This is a genomic window from Pseudomonas sp. B26(2017) (assembly GCF_002113045.1).
Taxonomy (GTDB): Bacteria; Pseudomonadota; Gammaproteobacteria; order Pseudomonadales; family Pseudomonadaceae; genus Aquipseudomonas.
Genome location: NZ_NEJJ01000006.1, coordinates 56,205 through 75,814 on the forward strand (window position 1 = coordinate 56,205; position 19,610 = coordinate 75,814).

15 protein-coding genes and 1 tRNA gene are annotated in these 19,610 nt (G+C 60.8%); 13 read left to right on the forward strand and 3 right to left on the reverse strand.

What is annotated here, in order from left to right; all coding sequences use genetic code 11:
* Positions 1-80: 80 nt before the first annotated feature.
* From CAF79_RS10580 to CAF79_RS10635, 12 genes are all read left to right on the forward strand, one after another.
* The gene (locus tag CAF79_RS10580) at positions 81-3,827 is read left to right on the forward strand and encodes a bifunctional diguanylate cyclase/phosphodiesterase (RefSeq protein WP_085697724.1); all 3,747 of its coding nucleotides are present in this window, start codon (positions 81-83) and stop codon (positions 3,825-3,827) included.
* Between the two features lie 15 nt (positions 3,828-3,842).
* Positions 3,843-3,919: transfer RNA gene (locus tag CAF79_RS10585), tRNA-Ile, on the forward strand.
* Between the two features lie 56 nt (positions 3,920-3,975).
* Positions 3,976-4,437: an Lrp/AsnC family transcriptional regulator gene (locus CAF79_RS10590; protein ID WP_007959884.1), complete on the forward strand. Its 462-nt coding sequence runs from the start codon at positions 3,976-3,978 to the stop codon at positions 4,435-4,437.
* 146 nt (positions 4,438-4,583) lie between these two features.
* Positions 4,584-6,266: an NAD(P)/FAD-dependent oxidoreductase gene (locus CAF79_RS10595; RefSeq protein WP_085697725.1), complete on the forward strand. Its 1,683-nt coding sequence runs from the start codon at positions 4,584-4,586 to the stop codon at positions 6,264-6,266.
* Between the two features lie 12 nt (positions 6,267-6,278).
* Positions 6,279-7,073, forward strand: a complete 795-nt coding sequence (locus CAF79_RS10600) for a carbon-nitrogen hydrolase family protein (RefSeq protein WP_085697726.1) — start codon at positions 6,279-6,281, stop codon at positions 7,071-7,073.
* Positions 7,074-7,111: 38 nt separating this feature from the next.
* Positions 7,112-9,538, forward strand: coding sequence for a pyrroloquinoline quinone biosynthesis protein PqqF (gene pqqF / locus CAF79_RS10605; RefSeq protein ID WP_085697727.1), 2,427 nt, complete (start codon positions 7,112-7,114; stop codon positions 9,536-9,538).
* 159 nt (positions 9,539-9,697) lie between these two features.
* A complete protein-coding gene (pqqA, locus tag CAF79_RS10610) occupies positions 9,698-9,772 on the forward strand; it encodes a pyrroloquinoline quinone precursor peptide PqqA (RefSeq protein WP_003444522.1) in 75 nt (24 codons plus the stop codon).
* Between the two features lie 84 nt (positions 9,773-9,856).
* Positions 9,857-10,768, forward strand: coding sequence for a pyrroloquinoline quinone biosynthesis protein PqqB (gene pqqB, locus CAF79_RS10615; protein ID WP_007959878.1), 912 nt, complete (start codon positions 9,857-9,859; stop codon positions 10,766-10,768).
* A gap of 79 nt (positions 10,769-10,847) precedes the next feature.
* Positions 10,848-11,600: a pyrroloquinoline-quinone synthase PqqC gene (gene pqqC / locus CAF79_RS10620; protein WP_085697728.1), complete on the forward strand. Its 753-nt coding sequence runs from the start codon at positions 10,848-10,850 to the stop codon at positions 11,598-11,600.
* The gene (gene pqqD, locus CAF79_RS10625; protein WP_085688496.1) at positions 11,597-11,872 is read left to right on the forward strand and encodes a pyrroloquinoline quinone biosynthesis peptide chaperone PqqD; all 276 of its coding nucleotides are present in this window, start codon (positions 11,597-11,599) and stop codon (positions 11,870-11,872) included. Before pqqC ends, pqqD begins: the two co-directional genes overlap by 4 nt.
* 7 nt (positions 11,873-11,879) lie before the next feature.
* Entirely contained in the window at positions 11,880-13,016 is a 1,137-nt protein-coding gene (gene pqqE / locus CAF79_RS10630; protein ID WP_371917918.1) for a pyrroloquinoline quinone biosynthesis protein PqqE, read from the forward strand.
* Positions 12,982-14,790 carry a S9 family peptidase gene (locus CAF79_RS10635; protein ID WP_085697730.1) on the forward strand — a complete coding sequence of 603 codons (1,809 nt, stop codon included), beginning with the start codon at positions 12,982-12,984 and terminating at the stop codon, positions 14,788-14,790. The genes pqqE and CAF79_RS10635 overlap by 35 nt, the downstream gene beginning before the upstream one ends.
* A gap of 3 nt (positions 14,791-14,793) precedes the next feature.
* Here CAF79_RS10635 and CAF79_RS10640 read toward each other — a convergent pair whose 3' ends face one another.
* A complete protein-coding gene (locus tag CAF79_RS10640; RefSeq protein WP_003228885.1) occupies positions 14,794-14,952 on the reverse strand; it encodes a YqaE/Pmp3 family membrane protein in 159 nt (52 codons plus the stop codon).
* A gap of 206 nt (positions 14,953-15,158) precedes the next feature.
* Positions 15,159-16,442, reverse strand: coding sequence for an aspartate aminotransferase family protein (locus CAF79_RS10645; RefSeq protein ID WP_085697731.1), 1,284 nt, complete (start codon positions 16,440-16,442; stop codon positions 15,159-15,161).
* Positions 16,443-16,611: 169 nt separating this feature from the next.
* Between CAF79_RS10645 and CAF79_RS10650 the strand changes: the two genes are divergently transcribed.
* Entirely contained in the window at positions 16,612-17,541 is a 930-nt protein-coding gene (locus CAF79_RS10650) for a LysR family transcriptional regulator (protein WP_085697732.1), read from the forward strand.
* Between the two features lie 227 nt (positions 17,542-17,768).
* Here CAF79_RS10650 and CAF79_RS10655 read toward each other — a convergent pair whose 3' ends face one another.
* The gene (locus tag CAF79_RS10655) at positions 17,769-19,547 is read right to left on the reverse strand and encodes an acyl-CoA dehydrogenase C-terminal domain-containing protein (protein ID WP_085697733.1); all 1,779 of its coding nucleotides are present in this window, start codon (positions 19,545-19,547) and stop codon (positions 17,769-17,771) included.
* Between the last annotated feature and the right edge of the window lie 63 nt (positions 19,548-19,610).

Consider the following 19,610-nt stretch of genomic DNA (forward strand, 5'->3'; position numbering starts at 1 on the left):
TAAATACCCAGCTCCGCCCTCCCCCCCGCGCACAGCCCGTCTACACTCGAAACATTCCCCCGAGCCATAACGAGACCGTTATGCCCAGACTGGCGTCCGTGCTTTTTTTGCTGTCACTGATGATCTGGACCGCAACGGCTGACGCGCTGACTCTGACCGATGAAGAACGTAGCTGGCTGGCGGCTCACCCGGACTTGCGACTGGGTGTCGATGCGTCGTGGCCGCCCTTCGAGTTCCGCGACGACCAGAACCGCTATCAGGGTCTGGCGGCGGACTATATCGATGTGATTCGCCAACGCCTGGCGGTCAAACTTACCCCCATCGAGCCGGTGAGCTGGACAGTCGTGCTCGAACAGGCGAAAAACGGCACGATCGACCTGCTGCCGGGCATCATGTCCACCCCGGAGCGCCAGAGCTACCTGTCTTTCACTCGCCCCTATCTCGACTTTCCGATCGTCATCCTCGCCCATGTCGGCGGCCCGCAACCGCGCAAGCTCGAGGAGCTTTACGGTCTGAAAATCGCCGTGGTCGAGAACTACGCGCCCCATGAGCTGCTGCGCACACATCATCCCGACCTGAATCTGGTGGCGATGCCCAATGTCAGCTCCGCGTTGCAGGCCTTGGCCACCGATGAAGTGGACGCGGTGGTCGGCGATCTGGCCTCCAGCGTCTGGAGCCTGCGTCAGCTCAAACTGGATGGTTTGTATGTCAGCGGCGAAACCCCTTACCGCTATCAACTGGCGATGGGCGTCCCGCGTGACAACAAGGTGCTGGTGGGGATTCTGGACAAGGTGCTGGCCGACATGTCCCCGGAGGAAATCAGCAGCATTCAGGAACATTGGGTCGGCAACGTCCTCGATCACCGGACATTCTGGTCGGATCTGCTGGTTTACGGTTTACCGGGGCTATTGCTTTTGGTCATCGTCCTGGCGATGGTGATCCGCATCAACCGTCGCCTGAGCTCGGAGATCGCCCGACGTATCGATCTCGAACAGGAACTGCGCAGCAGCGAATACCACTATCGCGGACTGGTTGAGAGTCTTTCGGCCATCGCCTGGGAAGCGCGGATCAGTGACTTCACCTACAGCTATGTTTCGCCCCACGCCGAGGATCTGCTCGGCTATCCGCTGTCCCATTGGCTGATTCCAGGCTTCTGGCGCAACATCATTCACCCCGCCGATCTGACTCGCGCCCAGAGCTTCTGCGATCACGAAGTGCTGGCCGGGCGCGATCACAGTCTCGATTACCGGGTGATCACCGCTGACGGCCGTTGTTTGTGGGTGCGTGACATTGTCAGCCTGATCGAACACGGCCACGAACCGGTGATGCGCGGCCTGATGATCGACATCAGCGAAACCAAGCGCACCGAAGAGGCGTTGCGCCTGTCGGAACAGAAATTCGCTTCGGTATTCCAGCAATGCCCGGACATTCTGGTCATCGCCCGGCTATCCGACGGCTGCCTGCTGGAGGTCAACGAAGCCTTCGAAGAACAGATAGGGCTCAAGGCCGAAGAGGTGATTGGCCAGACCGCTACCGAACTCAACATCTGGGGCATTCCCGGAGTCGGCCCTGGCCTGCTTCAGCGGCTGCAGGCCGGCAGCATTCGCAACCTGGAGATGCCCTTTCGCCGCAACAATGGCCAGGTGTTCACCGGGCTGATTTCCGCCGAACCCTTCGAGCTCGACACCACACCCGCGCTGGTTGTGGTGGTCCGCGACATTACCCAGCTCAAGGAAACCCAACAGCAACTGCAAACTTCCGAAGAGAAGTTCGCCAAGGCCTTCCACGCCTCGCCAGACGGTCTGCTGCTGTCGCGCCAGAGCGATGGTCTGCTGCTGGAAGTCAACGAAGGTTTCAGTCGTATCACCGGTTTCAACAGCGCCATGTCGGTGGATCGCTCGACGCTGGACCTGGGAATCTGGGTCAACCTTAACGAACGCAAGCAAATGCTCGACCTGCTTCACCGCGACGGGTTCGTTCGCGACTTCAGCTGCCATATCCGCCGCAGTGACGGGCAGATCCGCCTCTGCGAGGTATCCAGCCGTCCGCTGCCGATCGGCGATGAAGATTGCATGCTGACCATCGCCCGGGACATTACCGAACGCCACCTGATGCAGGAAAAACTGCAACAGGCCGCGACCGTGTTCGAAAGCACTGCCGAGGGCGTGCTGATCACCGACACCCAGCAACACATCAGCGCGGTGAACCGGGCCTTCACCGAAATCACCGGCTACAGCGAAAGCGAAGCGCTCGGTCACACTCCGCGCCTGCTTGCATCTGGCCTGCACGACAGCGCGTTCTACGCGGCGATGTGGCATCAATTGACTGCCGAAGGTCATTGGCAGGGCGAAATCTCCAACCGGCGCAAGAACGGCGAGCTGTACCCGAGCTGGCTGACCATCAGCGCCGTGCGTAACCGCGACAAATTCATCACCCACTTCGTTGCTGTGTTCGCCGATATCTCCAGCCTCAAGCACGCCCAGGCCAAACTCGACTATCAGGCGCATCACGACCCGCTGACCGGCCTGCCGAACCGCACGCTGTTCGAAAGTCGCCTGTTGATGGCTCTCAATAGCCAGCAGGAAAACGGTGGTCAAGGTGCGGTGCTGTTTCTCGACCTCGACCGCTTCAAGCACATCAACGACAGCCTCGGTCACCCGGTCGGCGATCTGCTGCTCAAGGGGATCGCCGTGCGCCTGAAGGAGCAGCTGCGTGATATCGACACCGTCGCGCGCCTGGGGGGCGATGAATTCATCATTCTGTTGCCCGGCCTGCAACAGCCCGGCGATGCCGACAACATCGCCACCAAACTGCTGAACTGCTTTGGCGCACCCTTCCAGGCCGGCGAGCATGAGTTCTTCATCAGCGCCAGCATCGGCACCAGCCTCTACCCGCGCGACGGCTGCGATGTTGCGACCCTGATCAAGAACGCGGACGCGGCGATGTATCGCTCCAAGGCCAAGGGCCGCAACCGGGTCGAAAGCTACACCCGCGATCTCACCGCCCAGGCCAGCGAGCGTGTGGCGCTGGAGCACGAACTTCGCCGAGCCATCGAGCGCGAGGAGTTGTACCTCTATTACCAACCGAAAATCAGCCTCGACGATCACAGTCTGGTCGGCGCCGAAGCCCTGATCCGCTGGCGCCACCCGAACTTCGGCGAAGTGCCGCCAGAGCACTTCATCCCGCTGGCGGAAGAGAACGGGATGATCCTGCAAATCGGCGACTGGGTGCTGGAAACCGCCTGCCGGCAGATGTTCGAGTGGGGCCAGATCTACGAATCTCTCGGCCCGCTGTCGGTGAACCTCGCCGGCGCGCAACTGCGACAGCCAAACCTGCTGGGACGCATCGAGCAACTGCTCAAGGACAACCGCCTGCGGCCGGAATTACTGCAACTGGAAATTACCGAAAACTTCATCATGAGCCAGGCCGAAGAAGCGCTGGCGGTGTTGCACCAGCTCAAACACCTGGGCGTGCAACTGGCCATCGACGACTTCGGCACCGGTTATTCTTCACTGAGTTATCTCAAACGCCTGCCACTGGACATCCTCAAGATCGACCAGTCTTTCGTCCGCGGCCTGCCCGACGACCCGCACGACGCGGCAATCGTGCGCGCAATCATCGCCCTGGGCCGCAGCATGCAATTCACCGTGATCGCCGAAGGCGTGGAAACCCAGGCCCAGCAACAATTCCTCACCGCCGAAGGCTGCGAACAGATCCAGGGCTACATCGTCAGCCTGCCGCTGCCACCTGAAGAGTTCGCCGCGACGTTTCTTCGTATAGCCGTATCAGATTTTTCGGATAGCACAGCCGAGAAACCGTCGCTATAATCCGCGGCCTACTGAGGGCCTATAGCTCAGTTGGTTAGAGCAGAGGACTCATAATCCTTTGGTCCACGGTTCAAGTCCGTGTGGGCCCACCAAACATGAAAAAGCCGCGCTTATGTGCGGCTTTTTCGTACCTGCGTGGAGAAGTCTCTTGCCCGACATCCGCCCACCCGTGCTCGATGAAATCGACCGCCAGCTGATCGCCGCCCTGCAAATCAATGCCCGTGAGAGCGTGGCGATGCTGGCCCGGCAATTGGGGATCGCCCGTACCACCGTGACTTCGCGACTGGCGCGACTGGAAAAGGCCAAGGTCATCACCGGTTATGGCGTACGCCTGGGCCAACGCGTGGTGGATGGCGGGTTGCAGGCGTATGTCGGGATCAAAGTGCAGCCACGCTCCGGCAAAGAGGTTCTGCGCCGCTTGAGCGCGATGGCTCAGGTACAGCAATTGTGCGCAGTGAGTGGCGAATTCGATTACGTGGCGTGGCTGCGTACCGATTCACCGGAACAGCTCGATCAGCTTCTGGATCAGATCGGCAGTGTAGACGGGGTAGAGAAGACCACGACGTCGATCATCCTCAGCAGCAAGATTGATCGCGGACATCCAGTCTGATCACTGCCTTCGTCATATTGCAGCATCAATGCTCAAAACGACGACACATTGCGTCTTATTAACGTGTTCTACGCTCCCTAGAATGGCTGGCATCTTTTCCTATACTCAGACGCGCATCCAGCGTCGGGTCGCCAGCAAGGTCAGCCATGAACAAGAACAATCGCCATCCTGCAGACGGTAAGAAACCAGTCACCATTTTTGGCCCGGACTTCCCTTTCGCCTTCGACGACTGGATTGAACACCCGGCTGGCCTCGGCAGCATTCCCGAGCACAATCACGGTGCCGAAGTGGCAATCGTCGGGGCCGGTATCGCCGGTCTGGTGGCGGCTTATGAGCTGATGAAACTCGGCTTGAAACCCGTCGTGTATGAGGCCTCGAAGCTCGGCGGCCGTCTGCGTTCGCAAGCGTTCAATGGCACTGACGGCATCGTCGCCGAACTTGGCGGCATGCGTTTTCCGGTGTCATCCACCGCGTTCTATCACTACGTCGACAAACTCGGTCTGGAAACCAAGCCCTTCCCCAACCCGCTGACGGCGGCGTCCGGCAGTACCGTGATCGACCTGGAAGGCAAAACTCATTACGCACAAAGCCTGAAGGATCTTCCTGCACTGTTCCAGGAAGTTGCCGATGCCTGGGCTGACGCTCTGGAGGCCGGCTCGCAGTTTTCGGATATCCAGCAAGCGATTCGTGACCGTGACGTGCCACGCCTCAAAGCATTGTGGAACACCCTGGTGCCGCTATGGGACGACCGCACGTTCTACGACTTCGTCGCCACCTCCAAAGCTTTCGCCAAATTGTCGTTCCATCACCGCGAAGTGTTCGGTCAGGTCGGTTTCGGCACCGGCGGCTGGGATTCGGACTTCCCCAACTCGATGCTGGAAATTTTCCGCGTGGTGATGACCAACTGCGACGATCACCAACATCTGGTGGTCGGCGGTGTGGAACAAGTGCCACAGGGCATCTGGCGTCATGCGCCGGAGCGCTGCGTCCACTGGCCACAGGGCACCAGCCTGAAATCGCTACACCACGGCGCACCGCGCTCCGGGGTAAAGAAAATTGCTCACGCACCCGACGGGCGTTTCGCAGTCACCGACAACAACGGCGACACCCGCGAATATGCGGCCGTACTGACCACCTGCCAGAGCTGGCTGCTGACCACCCAGATCGAATGCGACGAAACCCTGTTCTCGCAAAAGATGTGGATGGCACTGGACCGCACGCGCTACATGCAATCATCGAAAACGTTCGTGATGGTCGACCGCCCGTTCTGGAAGGACAAGGACCCGGAAACCGGTCGCGATCTGATGAGCATGACCCTCACCGATCGCCTGACCCGTGGTACTTACCTGTTCGACAACGGCGACGATAAACCGGGCGTGATCTGCCTGTCGTACTCGTGGATGAGCGATGCGCTGAAGATGCTCCCGCACCCGGTGGAAAAACGCGTGAAGCTGGCGCTGGATGCGTTGAAGAAGATCTACCCGAAAGTCGACATCGCCGCGCGAATCATCGGCGATCCGATCACCGTATCGTGGGAAGCCGATCCGCACTTCCTCGGCGCGTTCAAGGGCGCCCTGCCCGGCCACTATCGCTATAACCAGCGCATGTACGCGCACTTCATGCAGGACGACATGCCGCCGGAGCAGCGCGGGATTTTCATCGCCGGCGACGACGTGTCGTGGACGCCAGCGTGGGTCGAGGGCGCGGTGCAGACTTCGCTCAACGCGGTATGGGGAATCATGAAGCACTTCGGCGGGTCCACACATAAAGAGAACCCCGGCCCGGGAGATGTGTTCAACGACATCGGCCCGATCGCCCTGCCCGAGTAAGAGGAATCCCTGATGCGTGTAGCCCTTTACCAATGTCCACCGCTGCCACTGGCACCTGCTGCCAACCTCCAGCGCCTGCATCAACTGGCGATGGAGGCCAAAGGCGCCGATCTGCTGGTGGTGCCGGAAATGTTCCTGACCGGCTACAACATCGGCAAGGAGGCGGTTGCGACATTGGCCGAGGTCCACAACGGTGAATGGGCGCAGCAGATTGGACGAATCGCCAAGGCTGCCGGCCTGGCGATCCTTTACGGTTACCCGGAGCGAACCGCCGAAGGACAGATCTATAACGCCGTGCAACTGATCGACTCGAACGGCGAGCGCCTGTGCAATTACCGCAAGACGCATCTGTTCGGTGATCTGGACCGTTCGATGTTCAGCCCCGGCGATGGCGACTTTCCCATCGTCGAGCTCAACGGCTGGAAGCTCGGTTTTCTGATCTGCTACGACCTGGAATTCCCGGAAAACGCCCGGCGCCTGGCCCTCGAAGGCGCCGAGCTGATTCTGGTACCGACAGCCAACATGATTCCTTTCGACTTCATTGCCGATGTTTCCGTCCGCTCCCGCGCCTTCGAAAACCAGTGCTACGTGGCTTACGCCAACTACTGCGGCCACGAAGGCGACATCCATTACTGCGGACAAAGCAGCATTGCCGCGCCGGATGGCAGCCGCATCGCCCAGGCCGGACTGGACGAAGCACTGATCGTCGGCGAGCTGGATCGCCAGCTGATGGCCGACTCCCGTAGCGCCAACCGCTACTTCAACGACCGCCGCCCCGAACTTTACGACGCGCTCAGCAAGCGCTAATCCGCTAGCATTGGCACTTCACTGTTCTGGAAGTGCCCATGCCTGCGCCGACTCACCCCCGCCCCCACACCGAAACCCTGGCCAACGGCTTGCGCGTGACCCTGCGTCACGTGCCCGGCCTGAAGCGCAGCGCCGCTGCGTTGCGGGTGGCTGCCGGCAGTCATGACGTGCCATTGGCGTGGCCGGGGCTGGCGCATTTCCTTGAGCATTTGCTGTTCCTCGGCACCGAGCGCTTTCCTGCACAGCAAGGGCTGATGGCCTATGTACAAGGTCACGGCGGCCAGGTGAATGCCAGCACCCGCGAGCGCACCACCGATTTCTTCTTTGAGTTGCCGCCAGCGTCCTTCAGCGGTGGGCTGGAGCGCCTGTCAGACATGCTCGCCCATCCGCGTATGAATCCGGACGATCAGTTGCGGGAACGGGAAGTATTGCAGGCAGAGTTTATTGCGTGGTCGCAGGATGCGGCGGCTCAGCAGAAAGAGGCGCTGTTCGAGGGGCTGGCGGCAGCACATCCTTTGCGCGGCTTTCATGCCGGAAACCGCGAAAGCCTGCCGGTAGATCAAGCGGATTTTCAGCAGGCGTTGAAAGACTTTCATCAGCAGTTTTACCGCACCGGGCAGATGAGCCTGAGCCTGGTCGGGCCGCAGAGTGTTGAAGAACTGCGAGCGCTGGCCGAACAGTTTGCCGCCATGCTGACGCCAGGGGATAAAACTGCCCAGGCAGCGCCCGTTCGCTTGATGAATAATCCACAGGCAAGTTATCAACAGGCCGGCGATTGGCACGGCAACCTGCTGTTTGCGTTGGAGGAGTTGCCGGAGTCGTCGGCCGAAGCGCTGGCGTTTCTCTGTCACTGGTTGAACAGCGCCAAACCCGGCGGGTTGCTCGCGCATTTGCAGCAGATGGGGCTTGCGGAAGCTTTACAGGCCTGTGTGCTGTATCAGTTTGCTGAGCAGGCGTTGCTGCATCTTCAATTCACGGCGGCATCCGGATCACTCGACGCCATCCAGGCACAGTTTCTCGACGGGCTGAGCTTCTTCGCAGCGCAGCAAGACTGGCTGGCACTTCGCGAGGAATATTCAGCACAGCATCAACGCCAGCAGCAGGTCAGCGGTGCATTGCAGCTTGCGCGACTAGACAGCGAACAACTCGAAAGAGGGCTTTCTGAATCAGCCGTTGCGGCGCTCAAAGTGATTCTCGGCAAAATCGGCACTGTGGATAACTTCAGCAATCACTGGCACCTACCCGCTGCCAATCCGTTTCTGCGCGCAGCCGAGCCGCTGGCCAACGCCGGCCTTATTCGCGGCCAGACCAGCGCCCACCGAGGCCTGCGCACGTTTGCTCAGGATCGCTCGCGCAGCCGCCGCGAACGTTCGCCGATGCAATTCAGCCAGGCGCTGCCGGACAACGGCGACGAAGGGGCGGTGTATGTGCGCTGGCAGACAGAGGCGGCGGCCACGGCCGAGCTGCAGGCGAAACTGCAACGCAGTCTGCGGGAGGTTTCCGGCGACGCACGTCAGGCCGGGGTCGAGTTGTCCTTCAGTGCCACAGGTAATCAGTGGCTGTTGAGACTCAACGGCCTGCAGGACACGCTGCCTGTTGTGCTGGAACACGCGCTGAATTCTCTGACACAAGTGGGCGTCGATTGCGCAAAAGGCGAACCGAAAACGGCGCTGATACCGATCCGCCAGCTGCTCAAAGTACTGCCCGAACTGTACCTGCCAGCGGTAGGTGAATCCGATGACGCCGCGCACCTGTGGGCAACTTCTCGCTGGGACGGTCTGGCTTTGGGGCTAAACCCACAGACCCAGTCAGCCATGGGCCTGGCCCTGAGCCGCATCCCGGGCATCCCGGACAATCAAATCCCCTCACCGTCGGCAATCCATAACGGATACCGGTGGAGTCAGATCGACAGCGCGTCCAGCGAACACGCCTTGCTGCTGTTCTGTCCGACCGCCAGCCGTGAAATCGACGACGAAGCCGCGTGGCGCCTGCTCGCCCACCTGTGCCAGACACCGTTTTACCAACGCCTGAGAGTCGAACTGCAATTGGGTTATGCGGTGTTCAGCGGCCTGCGTCAGCTACACGGCCAGACCGGATTACTGTTCGGTGTGCAATCGCCCTCGGCCACCGCCGCGCAATTGCTCGAGCACATTCAGCAGTTTCTCGAAGGACTGCCAGCCCTTGTCGAACAACTCGACGACGCCGGCCTCGCCCGGCAACGCCAGACACTTTCCGATCAATTCGATGACAGCGTCCTGTCCGGCAAAGATGCGGCCGAGATCCTGTGGCAGGCTCGACTCGCCGGCCACTCGTCGGATTATCGGGTGCAATTGCGCAGCGCCATCGCTCGACTGGATCGCCCGGCATTGCTGAACGCCGCACAACGTCTGATCCGCGCCGAAGGCGGCTGGCACGGTCTGGCCAACGGCCCTGCGCCAGGCGCGCCATGGCAATCGGCAAAATGATCATTACCGGGGCTGCAAGGAGCTTTCTCAAAGATTCACGGGCCAACCTTCTGAAATTTTGAGTAACATAGCCACCTAACTATTTGGAACATCCCTGCGCTGCCGTGGACTATACCTATGGATAGCGCTATCTCACCCACCTGAAAAAGGAGTCACCCGATGGCTTGGACCAAACCTGCTTACACCGACCTGCGCATCGGCTTCGAAGTCACCATGTACTTCGCCAGCCGCTGAGTCCTGCCTCAAGCAGAACACTGCAGTGCAACGCCTCGGCTCGCCGGGGCGTTTTATTTTCAGCGTTGAAATGATGGAGCGTTCATGTTCGTCCAGATTCTGGGTTCGGCCGCCGGTGGCGGTTTTCCGCAGTGGAACTGCAACTGCGTCAATTGCGCCGGTTTTCGCGACGGCAGCCTGAATGCCCAGGCCCGTACCCAATCGTCCATCGCGATTTCCGATGACGGCGTGAATTGGGTGCTGTGCAATGCCTCGCCGGACATCCGCGCGCAGCTCCAGAGCTTCGCCCCGATGCAACCGGGCCGTGCCCTGCGTGACACCGGCATCAGCGCGATCATCTTGATGGACAGCCAGATCGACCACACCACCGGCCTGCTCAGCCTGCGCGAAGGCTGCCCGCATCAGGTCTGGTGCACGGACATGGTTCACGAAGACCTGAGCACCGGTTTCCCGCTGTTCACCATGCTCAAGCACTGGAACGGCGGGCTCGACTGGAACCGCATCGAACTCGACCAAAGCTTCACCGTCGCCGCCTGCCCGAACCTGCGCTTCACCCCGCTGCCGCTGCGCAGCGCCGCGCCGCCCTACTCGCCGCACCGCTTCGACCCGCACCCGGGCGACAACATCGGCCTGATCGTCGAAGACCTCAGCACCGGCGGCAAACTGTTCTATGCGCCAGGCCTGGGCAAGGTCGACGCGCCGCTGCTGGAAATCATGGCCGGCAGCGATTGCGTACTGGTGGACGGGACGATGTGGGACGACGATGAAATGCAGCGCCGTGGTGTCGGCACCCGCACCGGCCGCGAAATGGGCCACCTGGCGCAGAACGGCCCCGGCGGCATGCTCGAAGTGCTGGAACAGCTTCCCGAGCAGCGCAAGGTGCTTATCCACATCAACAACACCAACCCGATTCTCGACGAGGACTCCCCGGAGCGCGCGGAGCTGGTTCGGCGCAATGTTGAAGTGGCGTATGACGGCATGAGTATTGTGCTGTAGCTGAGGGCCTCATCGCTGGCCAGTCGAAGGCGTCCTGACAGACACCAAAGAATCCAATGGTTGTTCCCGGAGAACAGACATGACTGACACTCCAATGTCCCCCGCCGAATTCGAAGCGGCCCTGCGCGCCAAGGGCGCCTACTACCACATACATCACCCGTATCACGTGGCGATGTATGAAGGCCGGGCCACCCGCGAGCAGATCCAGGGCTGGGTCGCCAACCGCTTCTACTATCAGGTGAACATTCCCCTGAAAGACGCAGCGATCCTCGCCAACTGCCCGGATCGCGAGATCCGCCGCGAGTGGATCCAGCGGCTGCTCGACCACGACGGCGCTCCCGGTGAAGACGGCGGCATCGAGGCCTGGCTGCGACTGGGCCAGGCCGTCGGTCTCGATCCGGATCAATTGCGCTCCCAGGAACTGGTGCTGCCCGGCGTGCGGTTCGCCGTCGATGCCTACGTCAACTTCGCCCGCCGCGCCAGTTGGCAGGAAGCCGCCAGCAGCTCGTTGACCGAACTGTTCGCGCCGCAGATTCACCAGTCGCGGCTCGACAGCTGGCCGCAGCATTACCCGTGGATCGACCCGGCCGGCTACGAATATTTCCGCACCCGTCTCGGTCAGGCCCGGCGCGATGTCGAGCATGGTCTGGCGATCACGCTGGAGCACTACAAGACTCGCGAAGGCCAGGAACGCATGCTGGAAATTCTCCAGTTCAAACTGGACATCCTTTGGAGCATGCTCGATGCCATGAGCATGGCCTACGAACTGAACCGCCCGCCGTATCACAGCGTCACCGATCAACGGGTCTGGCATAAAGGAATCGCCTTATGAGTTTCGACCGCAGCAAGACCCCGAACTGGCGTCCCGGCTACCGTTTCCAGTACGAACCGGCCCAGAAAGGCCATGTGCTGCTGTACCCGGAGGGCATGATCAAGCTCAACGAAAGTGCCGCGCTGATCGGCGGCCTGATCGACGGTGAGCGGGATGTCGCGGCGATCATCGCCGAACTCGACAAACAGTTTCCCGGCGTACCCGAGCTCGGTGACGACATCGAGCAATTCATGGAGGTTGCCCGTGCGCAGCACTGGATCGAACTTGCCTGAGTCCTCGGTGCAAGTCCCGGCCAAACCGGAAATCGGCCTGCCGCTATGGCTGCTCGCCGAGCTGACTTATCGCTGCCCGCTGCAATGCCCGTACTGCTCCAATCCGCTGGATTTTGCCGAGCAGGGCAAAGAGCTGAGCACCGAGCAGTGGATCAAGGTGTTCCGTGAAGCGCGGGAGATGGGCGCCGCGCAACTGGGCTTTTCCGGCGGTGAACCGCTGGTGCGCCAGGACCTTGCCGAGCTGATCCGTGAAGCGCGCCAGTTGGGTTTCTACACCAACCTGATCACCTCCGGCATCGGCCTGACCGAGCAGAAGATCAGCGACTTCAAGAAGGCCGGGCTCGATCACATCCAGATCAGTTTCCAGGCCAGCGACGAGCAAGTGAACAACCTGCTCGCCGGCTCGAAAAAAGCCTTCGCGCAGAAACTGGAAATGGCCCGCGCCGTGAAAGCCCACGGCTATCCGATGGTGCTGAACTTCGTCACTCATCGGCACAACATCGACAAGATCGACCGCATCATCGAGCTGTGCATCGCGCTGGAAGCGGACTTCGTCGAACTCGCCACGTGCCAGTTCTACGGCTGGGCGCAGCTCAATCGTGTCGGCCTGTTGCCGACCAGGGACCAACTGGTCCGCGCCGAACGCATCACCAACGAATACCGCGCCAAGCTGGAGGCCGAAGGGCATCCGTGCAAACTGATTTTCGTCACCCCGGACTATTACGAAGAGCGCCCGAAAGCCTGCATGAACGGCTGGGGCAGTCTGTTTCTGACGGTCACACCGGACGGCACCGCCCTGCCCTGTCATGGCGCCCGACAGCTGCCGGTGCAATTTCCCAATGTGCGCGACCACAGCATGCAGCACATCTGGTACGACTCGTTCGGCTTCAACCGTTTCCGCGGTTATGACTGGATGCCCGAGCCGTGCCGCTCCTGCGATGAAAAGGAACAGGATTTCGGCGGCTGCCGCTGCCAGGCCTTCATGCTCACCGGCGATGCCAGCAATGCCGATCCGGTGTGCAGCAAGTCCGAACATCACGGTGTGATTCTCAAGGCCCGCGAAGAGGCCGAGCACGCCACCCAGACCATCGAACAACTGGCCTTTCGCAATGAACGAAACTCGCGCCTCATCGCCAAAGGCTGAGCCTTTCAGCGCCACCGCCGCTGTTGCTGCCGGCGTGGATTTCGCCGAATTGCAACTCGGCGCCCATGGTTTGTTCTGGAATGAGTACCGCCCGACAGACGCCGCGTGCCGGATCTGGCACTGGCGCGATGGCTCGGCGAAATGTCTGACACCTGCGGGATTCAGCGTGCGCAGCCGTGTGTACGAATATGGCGGTGGGGCGTTTTGTCTGACGCCGGATGGCGTGGTTTTCGTCAACGAGGCGGATCAGCAGCTGTATCGCCAGACGCTGGATGGCGAACCCGTGGCATTGACGTCCGGGGAATGCCGATATGGTGATCTGCATTTTGCCAACGGGCAGGTGCTGGCTGTTGAAGAGAACGGTGATCGGCATCGGCTGGTGGTTATTGATCTGGCGAGTGGCGAACGCCACAGGCTGGTTGAAGGCGCGGATTTTTACGCGTCGCCCATTATCAGCCCGGACGGCCAACGCCTTGCATGGATCGAGTGGAGCCGCCCGCATCAGCCGTGGACCTCCACCCGACTGATGCTCGCCGAACGCTCGGACAACGCATTTTCCGCGCCGCGTTGCGTGGCCGGTGAAGCACTTGAAGAGTCGATCCAGCAACCGCGTTTCGATGCCAACGGCCGACTGGGCTGTCTGACCGATCGTGGTGGTTATTGGCAACCGTGGGTCGAGTCGGCAGACGGCTTGCAGCCGTTAGCCAGCGCCGAAGCCGATCACGCACCAGCCCCATGGCAACTCGGCGGCTGCACCTGGCTGCCCACCGACGACAGCTTTATGGCGAGTTGGAGCGAAGGCGGTTTCGGGCGTCTGGCACTCAACGGTGAAGACTTCACCGGCAACTACAGCCGTTTCCGTCATCTGGCTGTCGATGATCAATTCATTTACTGCATTGCCGCCTCACCGATCAGCCCTTCAGCGGTGATCGCCATTGACCGCGATTCGCGCAGAGTGAACATCCTGGCCGGCGGTGTCGCACCGCTGCCCGCCGAGCACATCAGCCGCCCGCAAACCCTGCGCTACCCCAGCGGTTCGGGTGAAGCGCACGGTTTCTTTTACCCGGCCACGAATGGTGATGTGAAACCGCCGCTGGTGGTGTTCATCCACGGCGGCCCGACGTCGGCGTGCTACCCGATGCTCGACCCGCGCATCCAGTACTGGACGCAACGCGGCTTCGCCGTCGCGGACCTCAATTACCGAGGCAGCAGCGGCTATGGCCGGGAGTATCGACAGGCGCTGCATCTGAGTTGGGGCGCGGTGGATGTCGAGGATGCCTGTGCGGTGGTGGCCTACCTGAATGATCGCGGCATGATCGATGGCGACCGTGCATTCATCCGTGGCGGCAGCGCCGGTGGTTACACGACGCTATGTGCCCTGGCGTTCCATCAGGTATTCCGCGCCGGTGCCAGCCTTTATGGCGTCAGTGACCCGGTTGCTCTCGGTCGCGCGACACACAAGTTCGAAGGCGATTACCTGGACTGGCTGATCGGCGATCCGGAGCAGGACGCCGAGCGCTACGCCGCCCGCACGCCATTGCTGCACGCAGACAACATTCGCGTACCGATGATTTTCTTTCAGGGCGAACTGGATGCCGTCGTCGTACCGCAACAGACCCGCGACATGGTCGCGGCCCTGGAGCAAAACGGCATTGAGGTCCAAGCGCATTACTACGCCGATGAGCGCCACGGCTTCCGCCGGGCCGCCAATCAGGCCCATGCGCTGGAGCAGGAATGGCGGTTCTATCGGCGAGTAATGGGTTTGACGGTCTGAGACTCAGCGCTTGGCGATGATGTACACCGCGTGCACGATCCCCGGGATATAACCGCACAGCGTCAGCAGAATGTTCAGCCAGAACGCGCCGCCGAACCCGACTTGCAGAAACACGCCCAGTGGCGGCAACAGAATGGCGATGATGATGCGGATAAAGTCCATGGGGCAGCTCCTGATTGGGGGTTGGCTCACCTGAGCCATACAAGCTAATCGACCTTTGCCGTTTGTCAGGGTTCAGTGCAAACCGCGGTCTCGCCATCTGATGGCCATTACCGACCACAAAAAAAACGCCCCACGCCAAAAGAATCAGGCGTGGGGCGTGCGTTATACCGCGAGACGGTTCTTGAATTCGGGTGGGAAACTTCAGCTCAGACGGCAATCCCTTTTCGGCATTGCAGTTGCGCCGTGCGTACCCGGGAGAAGGCGCGGGTCAGGCGCAGGAGCATTTCGTCGATGTTGGCCTTGCTGACGTTGAGCGCCGGGGTGAAGCGCAGGCAGTCGGCTTGTGGGGCGTTGAGCAGTAAGCCCTCGTGAAGCGCGGCTTTTACCACGGCTTCGGCGGAGTCTTCCGACAGGGTCAGTCCCCAGAACAACCCTTGTCCACGCAACTCGCCATGTTCATAACGATGGGCCAAACGGGCGAGCCCTTCGCGCAGGTGCTGGCCGTTGTCCCGGATTTGTTCGAGGAATGCGCGGTCCTGCACGCTGTCGAGCACCACCAGCCCTGCGGCGGTCATTAACGCGTTGCCGTGATGAGTGCCGCCCAACTCGCCGGAATCGAAACAGCAGGCCTTGCCTCGCGCCAGCAACGCCGCCAAGGGAACACCACCGCCAAGGCCTTTGCCGAGCACGACGATATCGGCGCGCACGCCGTAGGATTGTTCGGCGAGCAAGGTGCCGCAGCGGCCGATGCCGGTCTGAACCTCGTCCACGATCAGCAAAATCCCCAGCTCACGGCACAGACGCTCGACACCCTTGAGGTAATGCTCGGTGGCAGGAATCACACCGGCATCGCTCTGGATCGGTTCGAGCATGATTGCCACGGTCTGCGCATCGACCGCGGCATGCAACGCCGGCAGATCGTTGAACGGCACCAGATCGAAACCCGGCAGCAACGGTGCGAAGCGGTTGTGCAGGTTGCAACTGTCCGACGCCGAAATCGTCGCCAGACTACGTCCGTGACAGCCTTGTCTGGCGACAATGATCCGCGAGGCGCCGCCGCGATGCAGTTGGCCCCACTTGCGCGCCAGTTTGATTGCCGCTTCACAAGCTTCACTGCCACTGTTGAGCAGATACGCTTGATCGCTGGCAGTGCTGGCACACAGGCGTTCGGCCAGGCTGAGCATGCCGCGGTTATGCAGATTGAAACCGGGATTGATTAACGCTTGAGCCTGGTTGGCGATCGCCTTGACCAGCGCCGAAGGGCTGTGGCCGAGGCTGTTGGCACCACCGGCCTGGGAAAAGTCCAGGTAGGCGCGATCATTGCTGTCCCACAGCCAGGAGCCCTGACCACGAACGAATACCTGCTGCGGGCGCTCGACGCTGGGCATCAGGCGCTCGGCATTCAAGCCATCAGCGGCGTCCGATTCCCGGGTTTCAAAAGCCAGGTCATCGAGGCTCGGCGTCTGGCGCCGCAAACTGAACAGATTCATTGAAAAAAACCTCGATCGAGGTTTTTTGAACTGCCTATGTAAACACTTTCAAAACAAACGCTGGTCATCGCGCTTTCCGGCCCTGCAAGCCTTGTGAATGCGGTTAGACTAGGCCCGTTTACGGCGTCGAGCCATTTCGATTTCCCAGCATTTTCAATAAGTGTTACTTATGGATTTCAAACAACTGCGTTATTTCGTCGCGGTCTACGAAGAAGGTCATGTCGGACGCGCCGCCGAGCGCCTGTCGATCTCTCAACCCGCGTTGTCCCAGCAGATTCGCCACCTGGAACAAAACCTCGACGTCACCCTGTTCGAACGCAGCAGCAAACGCCTGTTGCCGACGCTCGCCGCCCACACCTTGTACAACCACGCCCTGCCGCTGCTCGACGGCATGCAGCGGGCGCGTGAGGCGCTGGGCAACTTCAAGGGTCAGGCATTGCGGACACTGGCGATCGGCGTTCTGCAGACCGTGCACACCAGCCTGGTGCCGCAAATGCTCGAGCGCGTGCGCAAGGCCCAGCCGCATCTGGTGGTGCAGATTTATGAATTGACGGGGCTGGAGATCGAACGGCGTCTGCTCAATGGCCTGCTGGATATCGGCATCAGCTATCTGCCGCCACGGCAGCCCGGTCTGCACGGCGTAATGTTGTACGAAGATGAACTGACACTGGTCATTCCAGCGGATCATCCGCTGCGGGAATTCAAGAAAGTCTCGATGAGTCAGGCGGCCGAATTACCGATGTTGCTATTGGGTGAAGAGTTTCAGATCCGCCAGATCTGGCAGGCGCAATTGGCCAATCTCGGACGACGCCCGCAAGTGCAGGCGGAACTGAACAATATGGTGGGGATTCTCGACAGCCTGCCGCACACACGTCTGGCGACGGTGCTGCCCGGTCGTTCGCAAAAGGAGTACGACGATCAGGATCTGCTGTGGAAACCGTTGAGTGAGCCGCGTGTGCCGTTGAAGGTCGGGCTGGTGTGTCGCGATGTGCAACGCCAACAGGCACCATTGGCCTTGCTGCGAACGTTGCTTGAAGAGGTGATGCAGCGTGAGGACAAACCGCTGAAAGGTACGCCGCCACTGGATGCGCTGAACTGAAAACTTTTTTGCGGGCATAAGAAAACCCCGCCGAAGCGGGGCTTTGCAGACTGTTTCCCTGACATCCATTTCACTCCGCCACCCTGGCAGAATCCTACGTGTCCGTGTTGTTACTTTGCGCTTCCTGCGCGACGTCCATGGAAAGTAGATTAGCTCTGGATCCAATCTTCGCCTATGGGAGAACAGCAGCACGTCATGTAAGAGATCGCTTACATGACGTTACATCATCAAAACTGCGCAGCGTCCAGCAGGAACAGCGACTCGCTGCCGGCCTTGACCGACGCGTTCAGCGAGTGAATCCGCGGCAGCAGACGGGCGAAATAGAACCGCGCCGTACCGAGTTTGCTCGCGTAGAAATCGTCCTGCGCTTCTTTGCCCAGCGATGCCTTGGCCATCAGCGCCCACATGTAGGCGTAAGCGGTGTAGCCGAACACCTGCAGGTACTCGACCGACGCCGCGCCGATTTCGTTCGGGTTGGTTTTCGCCCGGTCCAGCAGCCACGAGGTCAGCTCGTCGAGGATGTCGACGGCATCATTCAGCGGTTTGGTGAACTCGCCCAGATCGGCACTGGCAGTCGCGGTGAAATGGCGGATCTCGTCGGCGAACAGCTTGTAGAACGCGCCGCCGCTGCCGACGATCTTGCGACCCACCAGATCCAGCGCCTGAATGCCGTTGGTGCCTTCGTAGATCTGGGTGATGCGCACGTCACGCACCAGTTGTTCCTGACCCCACTCGCGGATGTAGCCGTGGCCGCCGAAAATCTGCTGGCCGTGGACGGTGGTTTCCAGACCCAGATCCGTCAGGAACGCCTTGGCCACTGGCGTCAGCAAGGCCACCAGATCTTCCGCACGTTTGCGGGTGGCGGCGTCTTCGCTGAACTTGGCGGTATCGAGTTGCATCGCCACGTAGGTGGAGAACGCACGACCGCCTTCGTTCGAGGCTTTCATGGTCAGCAACATGCGACGCACGTCCGGGTGGACGATGATCGGGTCAGCAACCTTGTCTTTGTTCTGCGCGCCGGTCGGCGAACGGCTTTGCAGACGGTCACGGGCGTATTCGATGGCGTTCTGGTACGAACGCTCGCCGGTGGCCAGACCCTGGATGCCGACGCCCAGACGCTCGTAGTTCATCATGGTGAACATCGCGGCCAGGCCTTTGTTCGGCTCGCCGACCAGATAACCCACGGCTTCGTCGAAGTTCATCACGCAGGTGGCGGACGCCTGAATACCCATCTTGTGTTCGATCGAACCGCAGTTCGCCGGGTTGCGCGCACCCAGGCTGCCATCGGCATTGACCATGAACTTCGGCACCAGGAACAGCGATATGCCTTTCGGCCCAGCCGGAGCGTCCGGCAGTTTGGCCAGCACCAGGTGGATGATGTTTTCGGTCAGGTCGTGCTCACCGCCGGTGATGAAGATCTTGGTGCCGCTGACCTTGTAGGAACCGTCGGCCTGAGGCTCGGCCTTGGTGCGGATAATGCCCAGGTCGGTACCGGCGTGCGGTTCGGTCAGGCACATGGAACCGGCCCAGACACCGGCGTACATGTTCGGCAAGTACGCGGCTTTCAGCTCTTCGCTGGCGTGGGCGTTGATCGACAGGCAGGCACCGGCGGTCAGCATCGGGTACAGACCGAAAGCCAGACTGGCGGAGTTGACCATTTCTTCGACCTGAGCCGACACGGCTTTTGGCATGCCCATGCCGCCGTAGGCCGGATCACCGCCCACACCGACCCAGCCACCTTCGGCATAAGTCTGATAGGCCTGTGGGAAACCGGCCGGCGTGGTGACGGCACCGTCGGCCCAGTGGCAGCCTTCTTCGTCGGCGGCCCGGCTCAGGGGCGCGATGCTTTTACTGGTGACCTTGCCGGCCTCTTCGAGAATGGCTTCAACGGTTTCCGCGTCCACGGATTCGGCCAGGGCCGGCAGTTCGGCCCAGAGTTTGGCGACTTCGAACACTTCATTGAGGACGAAGCGCATATCGCGCAGCGGCGCTTTGTAGTCAGCCATGGCAAACCTCGCAAAGATCTAAACAGGTGATTCGTGGAAGGGTGTTTTCGTTGAGCTGGAGTG

Bases quoted from the DNA above. Each gene is read 5' to 3' on its own strand.
- CAF79_RS10580 (WP_085697724.1), top strand. From the start codon at position 81: ATGCCCAGACTGGCGTCCGTGCTTTTTTTGCTGTCACTGATGATCTGG.
- CAF79_RS10595 (WP_085697725.1), top strand. From the start codon at position 4,584: ATGAACAAGAACAATCGCCATCCTGCAGACGGTAAGAAACCAGTCACC.
- CAF79_RS10600 (WP_085697726.1), top strand. From the start codon at position 6,279: ATGCGTGTAGCCCTTTACCAATGTCCACCGCTGCCACTGGCACCTGCT.
- pqqF (WP_085697727.1), top strand. From the start codon at position 7,112: ATGCCTGCGCCGACTCACCCCCGCCCCCACACCGAAACCCTGGCCAAC.
- pqqB (WP_007959878.1), top strand. From the start codon at position 9,857: ATGTTCGTCCAGATTCTGGGTTCGGCCGCCGGTGGCGGTTTTCCGCAG.
- pqqC (WP_085697728.1), top strand. From the start codon at position 10,848: ATGACTGACACTCCAATGTCCCCCGCCGAATTCGAAGCGGCCCTGCGC.
- pqqD (WP_085688496.1), top strand. From the start codon at position 11,597: ATGAGTTTCGACCGCAGCAAGACCCCGAACTGGCGTCCCGGCTACCGT.
- CAF79_RS10635 (WP_085697730.1), top strand. From the start codon at position 12,982: ATGAACGAAACTCGCGCCTCATCGCCAAAGGCTGAGCCTTTCAGCGCC.
- CAF79_RS10640 (WP_003228885.1), bottom strand. From the start codon at position 14,952: ATGGACTTTATCCGCATCATCATCGCCATTCTGTTGCCGCCACTGGGC.
- CAF79_RS10645 (WP_085697731.1), bottom strand. From the start codon at position 16,442: ATGAATCTGTTCAGTTTGCGGCGCCAGACGCCGAGCCTCGATGACCTG.
- CAF79_RS10650 (WP_085697732.1), top strand. From the start codon at position 16,612: ATGGATTTCAAACAACTGCGTTATTTCGTCGCGGTCTACGAAGAAGGT.
- CAF79_RS10655 (WP_085697733.1), bottom strand. From the start codon at position 19,547: ATGGCTGACTACAAAGCGCCGCTGCGCGATATGCGCTTCGTCCTCAAT.